The organism is Halanaerobacter jeridensis, from assembly GCF_016908315.1.
In the GTDB taxonomy this organism is placed as follows: Bacteria; Bacillota; Halanaerobiia; order Halobacteroidales; family Halobacteroidaceae; genus Halanaerobacter; species Halanaerobacter jeridensis.
Genome location: NZ_JAFBDQ010000021.1, coordinates 11919 through 33533, shown reverse-complemented (window position 1 = coordinate 33533; position 21615 = coordinate 11919). Strand labels below are relative to the sequence as shown.

Here is a 21615-nt window from a genome sequence, read left to right as displayed (position 1 = left end):
TAAGAGCAAAAACTAGCAATTTTGCGTTTCATAAATTTAAATTAAATCTGTCCAAAAAATAGGGGTTCACTACATATGACAACAGCACAAGTTTTAGAAAGTTGGGGACAACCAGATTCAAAATATAAAAGTGAAAATTATCAAGCGTGGGATTATGAAAATTATAATTCTAGCACTGGTTATTATCATAGTTATACTTTGTATTTTCTAAACGGGAAATTAGACCATTGGAGTGAATATGAAAGCAATTAAAATATTTATTAAGCACTAAAAAATGTATAATAAAGAAAGAGGTGAGAAGTTTATTGGGGAAGATTATTATTGACTTCTCTGATAAATATAAATAATGAAAAAGATTTTACCATTATTATTTCTTGTGGTAGTAATAGGTGTTTTTATATTGATTGGTAATTTAAGTGAAGTTCCCCAAACTCAACAAGTTAATAAACAAAAATCTGAAAAGAAGTCTTCAGTGAAAATTATAAAAAACAAAGCTAAAGTAAAGAAGGTGCAGAAAGGTTTATCAAAGCTAGGATATGAATTGAGTATTGATGGTTTATATGGTGAAGAAACTGAAAAAACTATAAGGAAGTTTCTTGAAGACAATAATTTAAATATTACCCCCAGTGATAAAGGTATAAAAAAAGAAGTTTATCAAAAGATTGTTAATAAATCTAAAGATAAAGAAAAGCCTATTATAACTGAAGTTCAAATAGGACACCAAAGTGAAGACAACAAATTTAAGCCTAAAAATGAAAGTGATATAGTTGCTCCTGGGGATAAAGGGCTATCAATCATGTTTATAGTAAAAAATATTATTCCAGGAAAGTATGAGTTCGCTATTGAAGATATTAAACCAAATGGGAAACGAGAAAAAACTAATACGACTGAACGTATTAGTTCTGAAGATATTAGTTGGGGAGGGGGAGGATATGGTTATGGTTGGAATTATTCTTATGAGGAAGATTTGAGAGGGTTAATTGGAGAATGGAAGGTTAATTTGTATATTAATGGTGAGAAACAGAAACAGGAATTATTTTTAGTTCTACCTAAATATACTGTATCATCTAGAAATAGTGACCAATTTAGCAGAGTCTTGATATCTAAAATTTTTGAGGATACTTCGAAAGAAGTTTTAGAAACTATTTTTAAAGAGATTAAAGAGAGAGAAAATCTTAATAAAATATCTTTTTATCAAAATAAAGTGAATGGAAAGTTTTTAGGTAAGATTTATAAAGACAATACAGTATATTGGGAAAAGGATAAGTATAAAACTCCAGATAAATCAGAAGCTTGGGCAAGGGCTCTAATCTTTATGAAACGAAGATTAAAAGCTCCGAGCACTGCTGAATTCCCTTGGGATTATGATAGATATGTAACTTATTTGGGAAGTAATAAATTTTCAATAAATTCTTATGTAGATGCAGAGAATTCTTTTGGAGCAAAAATAAGAACTCATTTTACAATGGAGTTGAAATATTTAGGAAATGGCAAGTGGAGTATAATCTCTTTAGAAACTTCAGAATAAAAATAAAGGATAGATTTTAATAATCACATAGAAAAGTTAAATGATTTTTGGGTTTAAAGATAATAACCGAATAATTAAAAAATAACTACTTATTAAACACTCAAGAATATATAATAAACAAGGAGGTGAGAGTTTATCGGAGATTAGAGCTTATTAAACATATTTCCGATAAACATAAATAATGAGTGGAATTACTTTTGCAGGATTGTCACCACATCCACCGGTGGCAGTACCAGAAGTGGGTCAAGATGCGGTTAGTGATATTAAAGAAACGGTTAATAGTATGAAAAAATTAGCTCATCAGGTCAGAGATATTGATCCTGATTTAGTAATTACGATTAGTCCTCATGGGCCGGTGTTTTCTGATGCAATTAATATTTTAAATAAAAAAGAACTTAAAGGTGATTTGGGCCAATTTGGTGCTGAACAAGTGGAATTAAGTTATTCCTTGGATGAAAAATTCACTGAAGAAGTGGTTAAAGCTTGTAATACTCAAGATTTACAAGTGGTTAGGATTGATGAAAATGCAGCACGAAAGTTTGATGTGGATTTAAAGTTAGACCACGGAGTACTAGTACCGATGTATTATCTTAATCAGGCAGGAGTAGATACTCCTATTGTACCGATTAATATGGGCTTATTGGCTTATGAAGATCTATATAAGTTCGGGAAGATAGTTCAATTAGTAGCTAAACAATTAGATTATGATGTAGCTTTAATAGCTAGTGGTGACCTATCCCATCGTTTAAAACCGGGAGCACCAGCTGGATTTAATCCGCGGGGACAAGAATTTGATGAAGCCTTGATTGAATATTTAGATGATTTAGCTGTAGAACAGATTATTAATTTTGATGATTCCTTAGTTGAAAAAGCTGGAGAATGTGGTTTAAGACCAATAATTATGATGTTAGGTGCTATAGATGGTCTTGATGTTGAAGGGGGAGTCTTATCTTATGAAGGACCTTTCGGAGTAGGATATGGAGTGGCTTCCTTTGAAGTAAAAGGTAAAAGTGAAGAACCAGGATTTTTAGAAAAATTAGAAGAGAATAAAGAGCAGAAAATGCAGGAAATAAGAGATAAAGAGAGTGAACCTGTACAGTTAGCTCGCGAAGCTGTCGAAGAGTATGCTAAGAATGAGGAGAAGATTGAAATACCACAAAATTTAGATCCAGAGCTATTAGAACAAGCAGGAGCTTTTGTTTCAATTAAGAAAAACGGTAATTTACGTGGTTGTATTGGGACTACTAAGCCTACTTCATCTAGTTTGGCCCAAGAGATAATTGACAATGCGATCAAAGCAGGATTTAATGACCCTCGTTTTTCTCCAATTAAAGCAGATGAATTAGAGGAGTTAACTTATACAGTAGATAGATTAGAAGAACCAGAAGAAATTGATAGTAAAGAACAATTAGATTCTGAAAAGTATGGGATTATTGTGAAAAAAGGACATTCCACAGGTCTATTACTCCCTAATTTAGAAGGAATTAATAGTGTGAAAAAGCAGATTGAAATTGCTAAAAGGAAAGCAGGTTTGCCGCAGGAAGCTGATGTTGATTTAATGCGTTTTGAAGTTACGCGTTATGAATAGGGGTGATATGATGCAGAAAGCTGATTATTATACTCATGAAGATGGTAAAATTAAATGTTTGCTGTGTCCTCATTACTGTAAATTAAATGAGGGCCAAACAGGTTTATGCCAAGTGCGTAAAGTTAAAGATAATAAACTATGGGCTGCTAGTTATGCACAAGTCAGTTCGGTGGCTTTAGATCCGATTGAAAAGAAACCACTTTATGAATATCATCCTCATAATCAGATTCTGTCTTTAGGCAGTATTGGCTGTAATCTCAGCTGCCAATTCTGCCAAAATTACCGCATTGCTCAAGAAATAGATGTGCCAACGCGGAAGTTATCTCCGCAGGAGGCTGTAGAGTTGGCCCAGGATAAAGGCTCTTTTGGGATTGCTTATACTTACTCTGAACCTTTGGTCTGGTATGAGTATGTGCGGGATACAGCGCAGTTGGCCCAACAACAGGGATTAAAAAATGTATTAGTGACTAATGGGACGATTAATCCTAAGCCCCTAAAAGAACTATTGCCTTATATAGATGCTGTTAATTTAGATATCAAAGCCTTTACTGAGGAATTTTATCGAGATGTTTGCGGTGGTGATTTTGCAACTGCTAAGCAGAGTGCTGAAATTATTAATGCCAGTGATACACATTTAGAATTAACTACTTTAATTATTCCTAATTTAAATGATGAACCAGGAGAGATTCAAGAATTAGTAGATTGGATTGCTGATTTAGACCCTGAGATCCCACTGCATTTATCACGTTACTTCCCTCATTATAAATTAGATAAACCACCTACTCCAAAAGAAACATTATATCAAGCTCAGGAGATTGCAGAAGAAAAGTTAACTAATGTTTATTTAGGAAACGTATAAGAAAAGTCATCAGTAACAAGTAACGAGTAATGAGTAGAAATAAAAAAATTCAAAGAGAAAACAGTTAAGGAGAAAGAATTAGATTTAAAATTAAAATATCAAATAGTAATAAATGAATGATTTAGACTCAAAAGTAGAATATTATTTCGAAAGATAAGAAAAGTTTGTGGGATGTTTTTATGTTTTTGTTTGTTACTCATTACTGCTTACTTTTTACTAGTTACTGTCCTTAGAAAGGCCAACCTGTAAAAGCAAATAAAAAGGTTGTTAAACTAGCCTGATAGGTAGCTTGGAAGATAGTTGGGGCTAATAATGAGTCAGTTTTATGATATAAATAAGTAGTAATAAAGGCCATAATAAAATGAAGTAGCATGATATGAGAACGAAAATCAAGATGGATTAAAGTATAGAAAGAAGTGCTTAAAATAAAAGCAATTAAATAGCAGTGATTTTCTTTAAGTTGTTTAAAAATAAAACCTCTATAAAATAGTTCTGTGCTAAAAGCAGGGATCAAACAGCCAAAAAAGATAATCACATAATATATCAGACTAGTTGATAGGTCTTCTATGGTATCAATAGTTATTAAAGTATTTAAATTATTAAGATGAAGATGGCTGAAGATAATACCTAATAGTAGAGGCCAACTAACCATCAACCCTAATTTTAAATTAGCAAATAAATCTTTAAAAGTAATTCCTAAGTCTTTAAAATTAAGACCATACTCCATTAGAGCCCAGTATAAGAAAAAAGCAATAAATAAACTGCGGCCTACTACTTTAAAAGAAATCAAATAAAAATTATCTAATATAGGTAGATCGAAAGCTAAATTTTGTTCTAAAAATAAGATTAAAAAATTAAAAAGGTACCACAATAATTGAAATTTGATAATTTCTAACCAAATAGTAGTTTCTTTCTCTTCATTATTTTCTTCTTGTACTGTAGTTTGTTCAGTCATTGCTTGTCCTCCAATAATCATTAAGTCTTAAGCTTTAGTTTTTACTGTTCATATATTGCTATTCTTTTTAAGTAATAATTTCCCTGCTTAAAACAAATAAGAATTTTGTTAATTGCTTATTTTATTAATCTTTGTTAAAATATTCGTAACTGAAAGTTATTTAATAAGGAGGAATCAGCAGATGAGAAGTGATAAAGTAACAACTAAAGGGGAAAATGCGCCCCAAAGGTCATTATTTAAAGCATTAGGATTAACGGACAAAGAATTAGAGCAGCCTTTAATTGGAGTATGTAATTCATTTAGTGAATTAATTCCGGGTCATGTGCACTTAGATACAATTGCTGAAGCAGCTAAAGCCGGAGTTAGAATGGCCGGTGGAACGCCGCTAGAATTTGGATCAATTGGTGTTTGTGATGGAATAGCTATGGGTCATAATGGCATGAAGTATTCTTTGGCAAGTAGAGAATTGATTGCTGATTCAGTGGAAACAGTCGCTAATGGTCATGCCTTAGATGGATTAGTATTAATTCCAAATTGTGATAAGATTGTGCCAGGTATGCTGATGGCTGCAGCAAGATTAGATCTTCCAACTGTAGTAGTTAGTGGTGGGCCAATGTTAGCAGGAGATTATAAAGGTGAGGATATTGACTTAAAAAATGTATTTGAAGGAGTAGCTGCAGAGAAGGCAGGCAAAATATCCAGTTGTGAGCTACAAGAAATTGAGAATAATGCTTGCCCAGGTTGTGGTTCTTGTTCAGGAATGTTTACAGCTAATTCAATGAACTGTTTAACAGAAGTATTGGGATTAGGACTACCGGGGAATGGAACTATTCCTGCTGTGGATGCAGGGCGAAAAAGGTTAGCTAAAGAAGCTGGAATGCAGGTTATTGAAGCAGTTGAAAAAGATATAAGACCATCTGATATTTTAACTGAAGAAACTTTCGAGAACGCTTTAAAGGTTGATATGGCCTTAGGTTGTTCTACTAATACTGCACTACATTTACCAGCAATTGCTCATGAAGCAGGAGTAGATATAGACCTCAAAGTAATTAATGAATTAAAAGAAGAGGTACCGCATTTATGTAGTTTAAGTCCGGCGGGAAAACATCATATTCAAGACTTAGAACGAGCGGGTGGTATTCCTGCTGTTATGAAAGTCTTAAGTGATGAAGATGCTCTAGATGAAGAGTTAATGACAGTGACTGGTGAAACAGTAGCTGAGAAATTAGAAGGTGTACGAGTTTTAGACAATGATGTTATTCGTGATTTTGCTACTGCTTATCACCAAACTGGAGGTCTATCTTATTTAGAAGGTAATATTGCTCCAGAGGGTTCAGTAGTGAAGCAGGCTGCTGTAGCTGATGAAATGTTAACTCATCAAGGTTCAGCTCGAGTTTTCCATTCTGAAGAAGCATCTGTAGAAGCAATTAATAATGGAGAAATTAATCCTGGTGATGTAGTAGTGATTAAATATGAAGGACCAAAAGGTGGTCCTGGTATGCGTGAAATGTTAACCCCGACTTCTGCTGTAGCAGGAGCAGGATTAGATAAAGAGGTGGCATTAATCACTGATGGACGTTTCTCTGGTGCAACTAGAGGAGCTTCAATTGGTCATGTATCGCCTGAAGCAATGGAAGGTGGAGCAATTGCCATTATTGAAGAAGAAGATATTATTGAAATTGATATCCCGAATGGGAAGTTAAATGTGCAGTTATCTGACGAAGAAATTAAAAGAAGATTAGAAGAATGGGAGCAACCAGAACCTAAAGTTAAGACTGGTTATTTATCTCGTTATGCTAAATTAGTTAGTTCTGCTAGTACTGGTGCAGTATTTGAATAGGTTTTTAATTAGCTCAGGGGCTTTGCTCCTGAGTCTTTTTTTATATTTTATAATTAATTGCAGGAAATTGTTGGTAGCTTATTCAAATTATAATCTAGTTAAGTAATTTATATTGTAATAATTTGAATTTATAGTTGATATATTAATTTAGTTGAGGGGGAGAATTATGTTTAATAATCTTGATGAGCAAATTTTAGATCGAATTAGCTTATGGTTGTTAATTGCAATTATTGTAGTAGTACCTTTGCTTTACTTACCCCAATTTGAGCAGAATAAAGGAACTATTTATAAAATAGGTGAATATGATCAAATTGTTCCACTTCTTAAAGACTATACTACTAAACCTAAATTTTATGCTCTATTAGTTTTAGTCTGTTTTTTACTAATTATTCATTATATGAAGATTAAGAAAAAGGAAAAACAGATCAATTGGCGTCAAGAGTATTTACCACTAGTTTTATTTTTGGGCTTAGTATTTATTTCTGCTCTTGCGTCACCTTATAAAAATATTGTTATTTACGGTAAGACATACCGCCATGAAGGTTTGTTAGCTTTTTTTGTCTATGGAATATTATTCTTTTCAACTATTTCAATTATAGATACCAAAGAGAAATTAAAAAAGTTGTTCAAATATTTATTTATAAGTGCAGTAGTAATTTCAATTATTGGCTTAATTCAATATTGTGGTTATGATTTAATCAAATTTCAAGCTAAGCAGGTTAGAGCGGAAAGTACTTTAGGAAATCCTGATTTTGCTGGTAGTTATGTTAGTATGTTATTTCCGCTAAGCTTTGTTCTCTTTTTTTATGCTAAAACTAAAAAAGAGTTATGGTTTTTAGGAACAGTCACGACTATTTTTTATGCTTTCTTAGTTGCTACTGGAACTCGAAGTGCTTATGTAGCTTTATTAGCATTTATACCACTAGTTATTTATTTGCTTTATGATAAATTATTAGCAAATAAAAAAAGATTAATTATAATTATTTTAATTTTATCTATAGTTACTGTTTTCTTAGCAAAGATAAATAGTAACTATTCGTGGAATAGATTTTTAAGTTTATTTTTGGAAGGGAAAACTTTAGTGACAGGAACTGAAGAAGAAATTGATAAAGTAGGATCTAGTCGGATGTATATTTATAAAACTACAGTGCCCTTATTATTAAAAAATCCTCTCTTGGGGAGCGGGCCTGATACTTTTCAAATTGTTTATCCCCAAGAAAAGTATAGGGAGTTCAAAGGAAGAATGTTAATTTTAGATAAAGCTCATAGTGAGTATCTACAGCTAGGAGTTACATTGGGTATACCTGCTTTGATTGCTTATTTGTGGTTTTTATTTGTAGTTCTAAAGAAAACTTTAATTACTATAAGCACTAAAAAGAAATATCAAATTGCTTTATTTTTAGCTGTAATTTCTTATTTGGTGCAGGCTACTTTTAATATTAGTGTGATTGCTGTAGCACCTGTGTTTTGGATTTTATTAGGATTAAACTTTGTAGTGGTAGATTTAAATGAAAGTAGTATCAGCTAATTATAAAAAAATGAATTTAAATTTTTATTCATGATTTTCATTCCCTCTGAATAGATTAAATAATGTGTCTTTTTTATAAGTTTATAAGATTATATAAAGAGCACCATTACTTATAATCTTAGGAGGGGTTCAGGTGCAGCGAAAGTATTTCTGTTTAATCTTAACTGTATTATTGTTGATGTTGGTAGCGGTTCCTGTAGTTGCTAAAACTGAAGTGAAGAAAGCAGCAGAGGAAGGGAAAGTAGAAGTAATATTTAGTTTTGCTGAGCATTTAGATGCTAAGAGTATATTTGTGGCAGGTGAATTTAATGATTGGAATCCAGCTCATAAGGATTGGAAAATGACTAAGAAGGATGGAGTATGGAGGTTGAGTAAAAAATTAGTGCAAGGAAAAGAGTATCAATATAAATTTACGATTCCTAGTGGAGAAAAGGTCAAATGGATTAAAGATAAAGAGGCTGATAAATTTAAAGATGATGGTTTTGGCGGGGAAAATTCTGTGGTAATTGCTAAAATAGTTAAGCCAAGTAAAAAATAAATAAACATAAGAACAAGTAGCTAACTAAGTTAGCTACTTGTTAGATTAATTCCACTCGTGAAAATAATCTTTTGATGAAAGTGCTTGACAAAGTAGTGTTAATTACATATACTTATTAATAACAAATAAAGATTTAATTAAAAGCGATGATGGGAATAAGTAGGCAATTTAAAATCTATTACAGAGAACTGGGGATGCTGAGATCCTGGTATAGATCGAATTGGTGAACTCCTCCCTGAGCTGCAGGCTGAACGAGTTATTTTCTAGTAGGTGCTTGCCGGTTCAACATCCGTAATCATATGTTGAAGTATGAAGCATACTTGCTATGTGAGTACTTATAAGGCTATTGCTGTGAAGTGATAGCAAATATGGGTGGTACCACGTGAGGAAACCTCTCGTCCCAGTTAACAGGAGTAACTCTGTTAATTGAGATGAGAGGTTTTTTATTTATAATAAACAGTAAAAAGAGTGATGAGTGACAAGAAAAAACAGTGAAGCAGTGAAGAGAAAAAGATAGTAAAGAGTGACAAGAAAAAACAGTGAAGCAGTAAAGAGAAAAAAAGTGATAAGAATAAAAACAAGTAAGATAGTGATTTTAGTAGTGACTTGGCATTGCCAAGTCAATGGTTGTATGATATAAAACAGTGATTAGTAACAAGTTAAAATAGTAAAGAGTAAATAGGGAGAAGTAAAAAATAGTAAAAACGGTGAAATCAGATTTATGAGGATTATAATTGCTGTAGAGACTTGGCATTGTCAAGTCCAGGTTCTAAGGTTTATAATAGATTTAGCAAGTAAAACAATAAGATAGCAAGATAGTAAGATGGTATAAAGAAAAAGTATTTAGAAGTAGAAGCAGTTAATATAGTGTAAGTAGTGAATTAATAATCATCTAACATTAGTAAAAGATTAATTAAAAAGAAGTAGTTAGTAGCTAAGAGAATAAAATGGGTAATTGCAGTATTTTTAGATGTACTATATCTAATTTCTGCAAGTTATGCAAAATCTCTCTAAGTTACTAACTGAGAGATTTTTTTATTTTTGAGTAGTGATTAGGCATTGCCTAGTCTAAGTAGAGACTAGATATTATCTAGTCTAAAAGAAGTTATTAAAAGGAGTGAATTAAAGTGGCTAAAATGACTGGTGCCGAAATGTTTGTGGAGTCGTTGTATCAGGAGGAAGTAGAAGTAATCTTTGGCTATCCAGGTGGGGCAGTATTACCTATTTATGATGAATTATATGATGCTGATTTTGAACACATTATGCCGCACCATGAGCAAGGAGGTGTGCATGCTGCTGATGGATATGCTCGTTCAACGGGAAAAGCAGGAGTTTGTATTGCTACTTCTGGACCAGGAGCAACTAATTTAGTAACTGGTTTAGCAACTGCTTATATGGATTCAGTACCTATAGTTGCTTTTACTGGTCAGGTGCCTAGTTCTATGCTGGGAACGGATGCTTTTCAAGAAGCTGATATTACAGGGATTACAACTCCAATTACTAAGCATAATTATCTAGTGCAAGATGTTGAAGAACTGCCGAGAATTATTAAAGAAGCTTTTCATATTGCAACTACGGGAAGACCAGGACCAGTAGTAGTAGACTTGCCTAAAGATGTACAGCAAGCTGTAGGAGAATTCTTATATCCTGATGAAGTAGATTTGCCTGGTTATAAGCCTAATTATGAGGGGCATACATTACAAATTAGAGAGGCAGCTAAAGCAATTAATGAAGCAGAGCAGCCATTGTTATATGCAGGTGGAGGAGTAATTAGTTCGGGGGCAAGTGAAGAACTAAGAGAATTAGCTAAGAAAGCGTCCATTCCTGTAACAACTACTTTAAATGGTTTAGGCGCTGTTAATGAACGAGATGATTTATCAGTTGGAATGCTAGGAATGCACGGGACTACAGAAGCCAATCTTGCTATTTCTAATGCTGATTTAGTAATTGCAGTTGGCTCTAGATTTGATGACCGGGTAACTGGAGATCTAGATTCTTTTGTGCCTGATGCTAAAATTGTTCATATTGATATTGACCCAGCAGAAGTTGGTAAGAGAGTAGTAGTGGATGTACCAATTGTTGGTGACGTCAAGAATGTATTAACCGAATTAAATCCTTTGGTCGAGGAAAAGGAGCATCCAGAATGGTTAGCTGAAATAAATAAATGGAGAAAACTTGATGAAAATGCTAAAGAAGAACCTGATGATGTAATAGTACCGCATCAAGTAATTGGAACTATTGATGAATTAACTCAGGGTAAGGCTTTAATTACTACTGAAGTGGGCCAACATCAAATGTGGGCTGCGCAATTTTATCAGTATAGTGAACCGCGTAGTTTCATTTCTTCTGGTGGTTTAGGTACTATGGGTTATGGATTCCCTTCTGCTGTAGGTGTGCAAGTAGGTCATCGTGATAAACAGGTCTTTGCCTTGGCTGGAGATGGTAGTTTTCAAATGAATATGCAGGAACTTGCTACAGTAGTGAAAAATGATTTACCAGTTAATATTGTTATTTTTAATAATCAATATTTAGGTATGGTGCGTCAGTGGCAAGAAATGTTCTATGAAAAAAGATATTCTTCAACATGTTTAGGTAAACAAGTTGATTGTCCAGAAGACTGTTCTGATCCAGGAGAACAGTGTCCTGAAATGGTGCCTGATTTTGTTAAATTAGCTGAAAGCTTTGGGGTTAAAGCTAAACAAATTACTAAACCATCTGAAATTAAGCCGACAATTGAAGAAGCCATAAATACTGATGGACCTTATTTAATTGATTGTATTATTAATGCTGAGGAGAATGTATTTCCAATGGTGCCTCCTGGAGGCAGTCTAGATAAGATGGTTTTAAAGGAGGATGTAGAATGAAGAAACATACACTTTCAGTATTAGTAGCTAATGAGTCTGGTGTGTTGGCTAGAATTGCTGGCTTGTTTAGTCGGCGTGGTTTTAATATTGATAGCTTATCAGTTGGTCGGACAGAAAATGATGATGTATCGCGGATTACTCTAGTAGTAGCAGGAGATGATAGAGAGTTAGAGCAGGTGACAAAACAGCTGCATAAGTTAGTAGTAGTCCATAAAATTAGTGATCTAACTGATGATGAGGTTGTGAGTCGTGGCTTAGCTCTGATTAAAGTAGAATCTTCAACTAAAACTCGATCTGAAATCATGGAAATAGTTGATATTTTCCGAGCTAAGATTGTAGATGTTAGTTCTGATTCTGTAATGATTGAAATAACAGGAGATGAGGATAAGATTAACGCTCTTGAAGATTTATTGAAACCATATGGTATTAAAGAATTAGTAAGAACAGGTAAGATTGCTATGGCGAGAGGGCACAAATAAAATAGTAACAAGTTAAGAGTAAAGAGTGACAAGAAAAAAAAGTAGTGACTTGGCACTGCCAAGTCTAGGTTCTAAGGTTATAGTAATGAGTTGTGATGTGTGCTATCATCTAAAGCAAAAATATGTAGAGCTTTGAGATTGTTAAATTTAGCAGAGCAATTTTTATTCTGATAGTGATAAATAAGGATTAAATTAGCTGTGGGAAATGGGTTTTGAGTTTTTTAGTAGCTCATGCTCAAGAATCATAGCTCACAGCTTAATCCTAAACATAAAAATTAAGAGGAGTGAGTATAATGGTAGAAATGTATTATGAAGAAGATGCTGATTTAAATTATTTAGAAGGAAAGAAGATTGCAGTAATTGGTTATGGTAGTCAAGGACATGCGCAGGCACAGAATATGAGAGATGCTGGTTTAGATGTAGTTGTTTCTGAATTAGAAGGAACAGCAAATTATGAGCAGGCTGTAGAAGATGGTTTTGAGCCAGTATCTGCTGCTGAAGCTGCTAAACAAGCTGATGTTATTCAAATTTTATTACCAGATGAAGTACAAAAAGATGTATACTTTAGTGATATTGAAGAAAATTTAGAAGCTGGAAATGCGCTAGTATTTTCTCATGGATTTAATATTCACTTTGAACAAATTGTTCCTCCAGAAGATGTAGATGTATATATGGTGGCACCAAAAGGACCAGGACATTTAGTAAGAAGAGTTTATGCTAAAGGATCTGGGGTACCTTGCTTATTTGCAGTTTATCAAGATGCTACTGGCAATGCTAAGGATTATGCTTTAGCTCATGCTAAGGGTGTTGGTGGTACAAGAGCTGGTGTACTAGAGACTACATTCCAAGAAGAAACAGAAACTGACTTATTTGGTGAGCAGGCAGTCTTATGTGGTGGAACAACAGAACTAGTTCGAGCTGGATTTGAAACTTTAGTTGATGCTGGTTATCAGCCGGAAATTGCTTACTTTGAGTGTTTACATGAACTAAAGTTAATTGTAGATTTAATGTATGAAGGCGGTATTGCTAATATGAGAGATTCTATCTCTGATACTGCTGAATATGGAGATTTAATTGCTGGAGAACAAGTAATTAACGATAAATCAAGAGAAGCTATGAAAAATCTATTAGATGACATTCAAAAAGGTGAATTTGCTAAGCAGTGGATGTTAGAAAATAAAGTAGGTCGTCCAGGATATTCTAAGCGAAAAGCAATTGATGAAGAACATCAAATTGAACAAGTAGGAGAGAAACTTAGAGATAAGATGAATTGGATTGATGAAGAGTAAATAGTTAGCTATGAGTCATGAGCTATGAAGCGTGAGCTAAAAGTAACGATTTAAAATGCTCACTGCTCCTCATAGCTCAAATCTCACAGCTCAAAGTTAAATAGGGAGGAGTGAGAAGCGATGAGCGTCAAAATTTTTGATACTACGTTGCGTGATGGTGAACAGACTCCAGGTGTTAGTTTGAATGTTAAAGAAAAATTAGAGATAGCTAAGCAGTTAGATAGATTGAAAGTAGATGTCATTGAAGCAGGTTTTCCTGTTACTTCTGAAGGGGATTTTAAAGCTGTTAAAAAAATAGCTGAAGAGGTGTCTAATCCTACTGTAGCAGGCCTAGCAAGAGCTAATAAAAAAGATATTGACCGAGCTTGGGAGGCTTTGAAAGCAGCTAAAAAACCACGCATTCATACATTTATTGCTACTTCACCGGTGCACATGGAGCATAAGTTAAAGCAGTCTCCAGAAGAAGTTTTAGAATCTGCTGTAGAAGCAGTTAAATATGCTAAATCATATACTGATGATGTTGAGTTTTCTGCTGAAGATGCTTCGCGGAGTGATAAAGATTTTTTATGTGATATTTTTGAAGCTACCATAGATGCAGGGGCAACAACTATTAATATTCCTGACACAGTAGGTTATGCTACTCCACAAGAATATGGAGCTTTAATTAAATATATTAAGGATAATGTACCTAATATTGATCAAGCAGTAATTAGTGTTCACTGTCATAATGATTTAGGAATGGCTACTGCTAATTCATTAGCAGCTGTAGAAAATGGAGCTGAACAAGTAGAGTGTGCTGTTAATGGTTTAGGGGAGCGAGCTGGTAATACTTCTTTAGAGGAAGTTGCTTTGTCTTTAGATACTAGGTTTGATTATTATGATATTAAAACGGATATAAATTTGAAAGAAATTTCTCGTAGTAGTAGATTAGTTAGTCATTTAACGGGGGTGCAAGTACAGCCTAATAAAGCTATTGTAGGTGAAAATGCTTTTGCTCATGAATCAGGAATTCACCAAGATGGTGTAATTAAAGAGCGTACTACCTATGAAATTATGGATGCCCAAACAATTGGATTGAAAGAAAATAAAATGGTCTTAGGTAAATTGTCTGGCCGTCATGCTTTTAAACAGCGATTAGAAGAATTAGGTTATGATTTAACACAAGATGAATTAAATTCTGCTTTCAAACGATTTAAAGATTTAGCTGATCGGAAGAAGAAAATTACTAATCTTGACTTAGAAGCGATTATGGAAGATGAGATTAGTCAAGTTTCTGAAACTTATCATATTAATTTGTTACAGGTAACTAGTAGTTCAGGATTGGCAACTGCTACAGTTCAGATGGAGAAAGAAGGAGAAACAATTAATCAATCTGCCTGTTCTGAAGGTGGTCCAGTAGATGCAATTTATGATGCGATGAATGAAATTACTGGTTTAGACTGTAAACTAAGAGATTATAATATTGATGCTGTAACTAGTGGTAAAGATGCTTTGGGAGAAGTTATTGTAAAGTTAGAGTATCAATCTGAAATATTTATTGGTCGCGGGATTAGTACTGATATTATTGAAGCTAGTGCGGAAGCTTATAATAATGCTTTGAATAAGATATATGAAGGAGAATAATTCTCAATTAAATAACTGAAGGGAGCGAATAAAAAATGGGAATGACGATGGTAGAAAAGATCCTAGCTGATCATGCTGGGAAAGATAAAGTTAAAGCTGGAGAATTGGTCAATGCTAAACTTGACCTAGTGTTAGGAAACGATATTACTACTCCAGTAGCAATTAATGAATTTGAAAAAATCAATGTTGATGATGTATTTGATCAAGATAGAATTGCAATTGTGCCTGATCATTTTGTACCAAATAAAGATATAGATTCAGCGCAGCAGGTGAAACAATTAAGAGACTTTGCTAATGATAAAGGAATTACTAATTTCTTTGAACTAGGTGAGATGGGGATTGAACACTGTCTATTACCAGAACAAGGTTTAGTTGGCCCTGGAGATATTGTAATTGGTGCTGACTCTCATACTTGTACTTATGGCGCTTTAGGTGCTTTAGCTACTGGTGTAGGAAGTACTGATATGGCAGCAGCTATGGCAACTGGTGAAGCATGGTTCAAAGTGCCTGAGACTATTAAGTTTGTTTATAATGGTCAATTACAAGATTGGGTCGGCGGCAAAGACCTAATTCTTTATACAATTGGTGATATTGGAGTCGATGGTGCACTTTATAAATCAATGGAATTCACTGGTGAAGTGATTGATGATCTTTCTATGGCGCATCGAATGACAATGTCTAATATGGCAATTGAAGCTGGGGGCAAATGTGGTTTGATTGAGCCTGATGAGACTACTTTAGATTATGTTGAAGGAAGAGCGCAGAGAGATTATAAAGTATATAAGAGTGATGAAGATGCAGAATATGATCAAGTAATTGAATATAATGTCAGTGAGATTGAACCACAAGTTGCTTATCCTCATTTACCGGAAAATACACGAGGTATTAGCGAAGTGGAAGATATTAGAATAGATCAAGCAGTAATTGGGTCTTGTACTAATGGTAGATTAGAAGACTTGAGATTAGCTGCTGAAGTACTAGAAGGACAGAAAAAAGCAGATCATGTACGGTTGATTGTATTCCCAGGTACACAAGAAATTTATAAGCAGGCGATGAAAGAAGGAATCGTGGAAACATTAATCGATGCTGGAGCAGCAGTTAGTACTCCAACTTGTGGTCCTTGCTTAGGTGGACATATGGGAATTTTAGCTGAAGGAGAAAGAGCGATTGCTACGACTAATCGAAACTTTGTTGGTCGAATGGGACACCCAGAAAGTGAAGTTTATTTATCTAATCCAGCTGTAGCAGCAGCTTCAGCGATTGCTGGAGAAATCGTTAGTCCGAAGGAGGTTCTATAAGATGGATATCCAGGGAAAAGCATGGAAATATGGTAGTGATATAGATACAGATGTAATTATTCCAGCACGTTATTTAAATGATTCTAGTCTTGAACATTTAGCAGCACATTGTTTAGAGGATTTAGATGAGGAATTTGTTGATAAGATGGATGAAGGAGATTTGATTGTAGCAGAAGATAACTTTGGTTGTGGGAGTTCAAGAGAACATGCTCCACTAGCAATTAAAGCAGCAGGAGTTTCTTGTGTTATTGCTAATTCTTTTGCCCGGATTTTTTACCGTAATTCAATTAATATTGGACTACCAATCATGGAATGTCCAGAAGCAGTAGCAGGTATTGATGAAGGCGATGAAGTTGAGGTTGATGTAGAAACAGGTACAATTACTAATGTAACTAAAGATGAAGAATATCAAGCTGAGCCATTTCCAGAGTTTATGCAGGAATTAATTAGTACTGGCGGTTTGATTTCTTACGTTAATAAAACGGTTTAAAACAAAACTTAAAAAACTATAAATTTATAAGGAAAGGTGTTTAATTAATTATGACGAAGAAAATAGCACTGATTTCGGGAGACGGTATTGGCCCAGAAGTAACTAAGCAGGGGATGAAAGTATTAGAGAAGTTAGAGGAAATTAGTGATGTGGATTTAGAATTTGAAGAATTTCCATTTGGAGCAGAACACTATTTAGATACAGGGGAATTAGTAACTGATGAAGCTAAAGAAGAATTAGAAAATTTTGATGCTATATATTTAGGAGCAGTAGGAGACCCAAGAGTTAAACCAGGTGTTTTGGAACATGGAATTTTATTAGATTTAAGATTTTCTTTTGATCAATATATTAATTTAAGACCGGTTAAATTATTAGATTCTCGTTTTTCTCCGTTAAAAGATAAAGAACCTCAAGATATTGATATGATGATTGTCAGAGAAAATACTGAAGGTCTATATGCGGGAGTAGGTGGCTTTTTAAAGGAAGGAACTAAAGATGAAGTAGCTACTCAAGAAATGATTAATACTTATAAGGGAGTAGAACGAGTAACTCGTTATGCCTATGAATATGCGCAAAAAAGAAATGATGAGAAGAAGTTGACTTTATGTGATAAAAGTAATGTTTTAACTTACGCTCATGATTTATGGCAGCGAGTATTTGAAGAAGTGGGAGCAAATTATAAAGATGTAACTATGGATCATATGTTAGTTGATGCTATTACAATGAAAATGGTTAGAAATCCTGAAGATTTTGATACAATTGTTACTTGTAATATGTTTGGTGATATTATTACAGATTTAGGTGCTGAAATTCAAGGTGGTATGGGACTTGCTGTTTCAGGTAATATTAATCCTGAAGGCGTATCTATGTTTGAACCAGTCCATGGTTCTGCACCTGATATTGCAGGAGAGAATATTGCTAATCCATTAGCTGCTATTTTAGCAGCTGGAATGATGGTTAAAGAACTAGGTTGGGAAGAAGAAGGCGAAAAAATTGAAACTGCTGTACAGAGATCTCTACAAAATGATTATAGTACTCCTGATATGGGAGGTAATTTAAATACCGACGAAGTTGGAGATCATATTTGTAGTATTCTAGAATAGGGGTGAAATTATGTTAGAGATTTATGATACATCTTTACGAGATGGCAGTCAGATGGAAGGCATCTCCTATTCAACAGAAGATAAATTAAATATTACGCAAAAGTTAGATGAACTAGGAATAGATTATGTTGAAGGTGGATGGCCTGGTTCTAATCCTAAGGATATTGAATACTTTAAAAAAGTACAAGAGCTAGAATTAGAAAATGTACAGGTAGTTGCGTTTGCAAGTACGCGCCGGGCCAAGGTAGCAGCAGCAGAAGATAAGAATTTGCAAGCAGTAGTAGATTCTGGAGTAGATGTTGCTACAATTTTTGGCAAGACATGGGATTTGCATGTCACAGATGCTTTAAAAACTGACTTAGATGAAAATTTGAAGATGGTGGAAGATTCAATTAAATATTTAGTGGAAAATGGCATAGAAGTTCATTTTGATGCTGAACATTTTTTTGATGGCTATAAAGCAAATCCTGATTATGCATTAGAAGTGCTTAAAGCTGCTGAAAGAGGTGGAACAGCAACTTTGGTTTTATGTGATACTAATGGAGGGACATTACCTTCAGAAATCCGAGATATTATTGCGGATATTCAAGATAAGGTTGAAACTCCTTTAGGAATTCATGCTCATAATGACAGTGATGTAGCAGTAGCTAATTCTATAGCTGCAGTTGAAGAAGGAGTGCACCATGTGCAGGGAACTATTAATGGCTATGGTGAAAGATGTGGTAATGCTAATTTATCGTCTATAATTCCTAATTTAAATATTAAGTATGAGGAAGATTTTAATTGTATTACTGATAATCAACTCTTTAAATTAACTGAAGTATCAAGGTATGTGAGTGAGGTGGCTAATTTAACTCCACCAACGCATAGTCCTTATGTAGGGGATAGTGCTTTTGCCCATAAAGGTGGGATTCATGTTAGTGCTATTTTACGAGAACCAGAAACTTATGAACATGTCAAACCAGAAATTGTTGGTAATCAACGGCGGGTTTTAGTTTCTGAATTATCTGGGAAGAGTAATCTAGTCTATAAAGCCGAAGAATTAGGAATTGATCTTGATGATGAAAATACTGATTTAAAAGCAGTATTAGATAAAGTTAAAGAATTAGAACATCAAGGTTATCATTTTGAAGGGGCAGAAGCATCCTTTGAACTGCTAGTAGAAAAAGCAGCAGGCAGATACGAAAAATTATTCCAGTTAGAAGGAATTAGAATTATTACTGAAAAGCGGGGAGAAATTAATCCGATTTCAGAAGCAAGCATTAAAGTTACAGTGAATGGCGAAAAGGTGCATACTGCTGCCGAAGGCGATGGACCAGTTAACGCTTTAGATAAAGCCTTAAGAAAAGCTTTACGTCGTTTCTATCCTACTTTAGAAGAAATTCATTTAATTGATTATAAAGTGCGAGTTTTAGAAGGGAAAGATGGTACAGCTGCTAAGGTACGAGTATTGATCGAATCAGGAAATGGACATGAAACTTGGGGTACAGTAGGAGCTTCTACTAATATCATCGAAGCTAGTTGGCAGGCTCTCGTGGACAGTATAGAATACGGAATAAAGTTAAAGTCCGATCCTAATGAGCAATAACGCAGAAGGATACAATTACTAATCATGAAGAGTCTGCTGTTTTTTTACAGACTCGTAAGGATAGTATCGAGTATGGGATAAAGCTTAAGAATGACGATAATAAATCTGAATAATGATAGACAAGACAGTATTAACCTCTTTGCTCATTTATATGAGTGGAGAGGTTTTATTTTTCATTGCTATCATGGTAAAATGGTCATAAAAGATAAAATTCAATTAGGGGGTTAATTATGGGAAACTTCAAAATAGACATGCATGTTCATACTGCTGAAGTAAGTAGATGCGGACGGGTCAAAGCCGAAGAAGTAGCCAAGTTGCATCATGAAAAGGGATATGATGGAATAGTAATTACAGACCATTATTATGAAAAATTTTTCTATAAACAAGGTGACTTGAGTTGGGAAGAAAAGATTGAAAATTATTTAGAGGGCTACTATAAAGCTTATGAAGCAGGTCAAAAGTTAGGTCTGAATGTGATTTTAGGAATAGAACTTAGATTTATCGATAGCCCCAATGATTATTTAGTTTATGGGGTGACCCCTGAATTTTTAAAAGAGAAAGCTCGATTGTATCATTTAGGTATTAAAGAGTTTAGTGATTTGGTAGCAGATAAAGAGATATTAATTTATCAAGCGCACCCTTATCGTAAAGCTATGGAGAGAGTAAAGCCTGAGTTTTTAGATGGAGTAGAAGTTTTTAATGCTCAGCCTCGTCATAATTCTAGAAATAAATTAGCTTATCAATTTGCAGCTAAAAATAACTTAAAGAAAATTTCTGGGTCTGATTTTCATCAAAGGGAAGATTTAGATCGGGGAGGAATTATTTTAGCAACAGAAGTCACTAACTCACAAGAGTTAGTGACGGTATTAAAAGAAGAAGAGGTGGATTTATTAACTACTGATGAGTTTGATGGATGCAAATAAAATAAATATTGTAGGCCCTTTTCTTAGTTTGAGGAAAAGGGCTTTCTTATATCAATAATTCCCAAAATAAAACTCCAGCAATACTGCTGCTAACAATTAAAAATAAGTTAATTTCTAAGTAAGCTAGGGCAATTGCTACAATCCCACCTAAAATAGCCGATCCTAAACTTCCAGTAGCAGATAAAATTGCTGGAAAAATTAAAGCACTGAGGGCTGTATAAGGAATAAATTCTAAGAATCTTTTAAAAAATGGCGGTAAATGTAGATTAGAAAATAAAGCTAACGGTAGTAATCTTGGAATATAAGTAACAACTGCCATACCTATAATAATTAATATTAGATTATTCAATTGTTTCACCTACCTCAGGAAATAGATAAGCTCCAATAGCTGAAGCTAAAATTGTAACGATAATAATTTTCCAACCCCGTGATATCTGCTGCAAAAAGCTTGGCCCCCAATTTAATAAAGCACTAATCCCGACTGCAGTTAAAGAGACTAATGCTACTGAGTTAGATTTTTTTATGCTAGGAATCAGTAAACCAATGAACATAGCATAAAGAGCAATGCCCATACTATTTTTAATAATTGCTGGCAAGCCTTGGCCTAAATATACTCCTAAAGCAGTACCTCCTACCCAGGCAAAATAGGCTATTGTATTAATTCCTAATATATAGCCTGTACTTAATTTTTCTTTATCAGTTAAGGAGAGAAAAGAAAAAGTTTCATCAGTAATACCAAATGAAAGTAATGGAATCCAGGATTGAGGTATTTTATTTTTGATTTTGGCTGAAAGTGAAGCTGACATTAATAAATGACGCAAATTAACAATAAAAGTTGTTAAGACTATCTCCCAAGCTCCAGTATGTAATTGTAATAGATTAACTGCTACAAATTGACTTGCTCCAGCAAAAACTAAAGCAGACATTAAAATAGTAATTCCAGCTGGAATACCAGTGCTTTTAGCTAATAAACCAAAAGTAATAGCAATTGGTATGTATCCTAAAGCAATAGTACTTCCTTTTTTTACTCCAGTTTTAATGGTAGTTGTAGTATTCATTATTTAACTCCTTTCTGCAGTAAGTATCTCTTTTATATTATATATTAAGATCTTAAAAAAATAA

At 34.0% G+C, this 21615-nt stretch carries 19 protein-coding genes and 1 other annotated feature; of the genes, 16 read left to right on the top strand and 3 right to left on the bottom strand.

Features of this window, described 5'->3' with window-relative positions; all coding sequences use genetic code 11:
- Window positions 1-75 precede the first annotated feature (75 nt).
- The 4 genes from JOC47_RS14050 (at window position 76) to amrS (ending at window position 3975) form a co-directional block, all read left to right on the top strand.
- A complete protein-coding gene (locus tag JOC47_RS14050; RefSeq protein WP_204702946.1) occupies window positions 76-252 on the top strand; it encodes a hypothetical protein in 177 nt (58 codons plus the stop codon).
- Window positions 253-400: 148 nt separating this feature from the next.
- A complete protein-coding gene (locus tag JOC47_RS14045) occupies window positions 401-1528 on the top strand; it encodes a peptidoglycan-binding domain-containing protein (protein WP_204702944.1) in 1128 nt (375 codons plus the stop codon).
- 181 nt (window positions 1529-1709) lie between these two features.
- The gene (amrA, locus tag JOC47_RS14040) at window positions 1710-3116 is read left to right on the top strand and encodes an AmmeMemoRadiSam system protein A (RefSeq protein ID WP_204702943.1); all 1407 of its coding nucleotides are present in this window, start codon (window positions 1710-1712) and stop codon (window positions 3114-3116) included.
- A gap of 10 nt (window positions 3117-3126) precedes the next feature.
- Window positions 3127-3975, top strand: coding sequence for an AmmeMemoRadiSam system radical SAM enzyme (gene amrS, locus JOC47_RS14035; protein ID WP_204702941.1), 849 nt, complete (start codon window positions 3127-3129; stop codon window positions 3973-3975).
- Between the two features lie 229 nt (window positions 3976-4204).
- Here amrS and JOC47_RS14030 read toward each other — a convergent pair whose 3' ends face one another.
- On the bottom strand, window positions 4205-4930 hold the full coding sequence (locus JOC47_RS14030; RefSeq protein ID WP_204702939.1) for a CPBP family intramembrane glutamic endopeptidase: 726 nt from the start codon (window positions 4928-4930) through the stop codon (window positions 4205-4207).
- Window positions 4931-5111: 181 nt separating this feature from the next.
- On the opposite strand from JOC47_RS14030, the gene ilvD reads away from it, so the two are divergent.
- The 12 genes from ilvD (at window position 5112) to JOC47_RS13970 (ending at window position 20493) form a co-directional block, all read left to right on the top strand.
- Window positions 5112-6770, top strand: a complete 1659-nt coding sequence (gene ilvD, locus JOC47_RS14025) for a dihydroxy-acid dehydratase (RefSeq protein WP_204702937.1) — start codon at window positions 5112-5114, stop codon at window positions 6768-6770.
- Between the two features lie 166 nt (window positions 6771-6936).
- Window positions 6937-8298: an O-antigen ligase family protein gene (locus tag JOC47_RS14020; RefSeq protein WP_204702935.1), complete on the top strand. Its 1362-nt coding sequence runs from the start codon at window positions 6937-6939 to the stop codon at window positions 8296-8298.
- Window positions 8299-8431: 133 nt separating this feature from the next.
- Window positions 8432-8836 carry an early set domain-containing protein gene (locus JOC47_RS14015; protein WP_204702933.1) on the top strand — a complete coding sequence of 135 codons (405 nt, stop codon included), beginning with the start codon at window positions 8432-8434 and terminating at the stop codon, window positions 8834-8836.
- Between the two features lie 137 nt (window positions 8837-8973).
- Window positions 8974-9242: a binding site (T-box leader), on the top strand.
- Window positions 9243-9963: 721 nt separating this feature from the next.
- Entirely contained in the window at window positions 9964-11700 is a 1737-nt protein-coding gene (gene ilvB, locus JOC47_RS14010) for a biosynthetic-type acetolactate synthase large subunit (RefSeq protein ID WP_204702931.1), read from the top strand.
- Window positions 11697-12179, top strand: coding sequence for an acetolactate synthase small subunit (ilvN, locus tag JOC47_RS14005; protein ID WP_204702929.1), 483 nt, complete (start codon window positions 11697-11699; stop codon window positions 12177-12179). Before ilvB ends, ilvN begins: the two co-directional genes overlap by 4 nt.
- A gap of 293 nt (window positions 12180-12472) precedes the next feature.
- Window positions 12473-13468, top strand: a complete 996-nt coding sequence (ilvC, locus tag JOC47_RS14000; RefSeq protein ID WP_204702927.1) for a ketol-acid reductoisomerase — start codon at window positions 12473-12475, stop codon at window positions 13466-13468.
- Window positions 13469-13588: 120 nt separating this feature from the next.
- A complete protein-coding gene (locus JOC47_RS13995; RefSeq protein ID WP_204702925.1) occupies window positions 13589-15091 on the top strand; it encodes a 2-isopropylmalate synthase in 1503 nt (500 codons plus the stop codon).
- Between the two features lie 35 nt (window positions 15092-15126).
- A complete protein-coding gene (gene leuC, locus JOC47_RS13990; protein WP_204702923.1) occupies window positions 15127-16389 on the top strand; it encodes a 3-isopropylmalate dehydratase large subunit in 1263 nt (420 codons plus the stop codon).
- Between the two features lies 1 nt (window position 16390).
- The gene (leuD, locus tag JOC47_RS13985; protein ID WP_204702921.1) at window positions 16391-16879 is read left to right on the top strand and encodes a 3-isopropylmalate dehydratase small subunit; all 489 of its coding nucleotides are present in this window, start codon (window positions 16391-16393) and stop codon (window positions 16877-16879) included.
- Between the two features lie 50 nt (window positions 16880-16929).
- The gene (locus JOC47_RS13980; RefSeq protein ID WP_204702919.1) at window positions 16930-17982 is read left to right on the top strand and encodes a 3-isopropylmalate dehydrogenase; all 1053 of its coding nucleotides are present in this window, start codon (window positions 16930-16932) and stop codon (window positions 17980-17982) included.
- A 10-nt stretch (window positions 17983-17992) separates the two neighbouring features.
- Window positions 17993-19570: a citramalate synthase gene (gene cimA / locus JOC47_RS13975; RefSeq protein ID WP_204702917.1), complete on the top strand. Its 1578-nt coding sequence runs from the start codon at window positions 17993-17995 to the stop codon at window positions 19568-19570.
- A 230-nt stretch (window positions 19571-19800) separates the two neighbouring features.
- Window positions 19801-20493, top strand: a complete 693-nt coding sequence (locus JOC47_RS13970; protein ID WP_204702915.1) for a PHP domain-containing protein — start codon at window positions 19801-19803, stop codon at window positions 20491-20493.
- 46 nt (window positions 20494-20539) lie between these two features.
- Here JOC47_RS13970 and JOC47_RS13965 read toward each other — a convergent pair whose 3' ends face one another.
- Complete coding sequence (locus JOC47_RS13965) at window positions 20540-20851, bottom strand: AzlD domain-containing protein (protein ID WP_338035359.1); 312 nt, start codon at window positions 20849-20851, stop codon at window positions 20540-20542.
- Window positions 20835-21551, bottom strand: coding sequence for an AzlC family ABC transporter permease (locus JOC47_RS13960; RefSeq protein ID WP_204702911.1), 717 nt, complete (start codon window positions 21549-21551; stop codon window positions 20835-20837). Before JOC47_RS13960 ends, JOC47_RS13965 begins: the two co-directional genes overlap by 17 nt.
- Window positions 21552-21615: the final 64 nt, after the last annotated feature.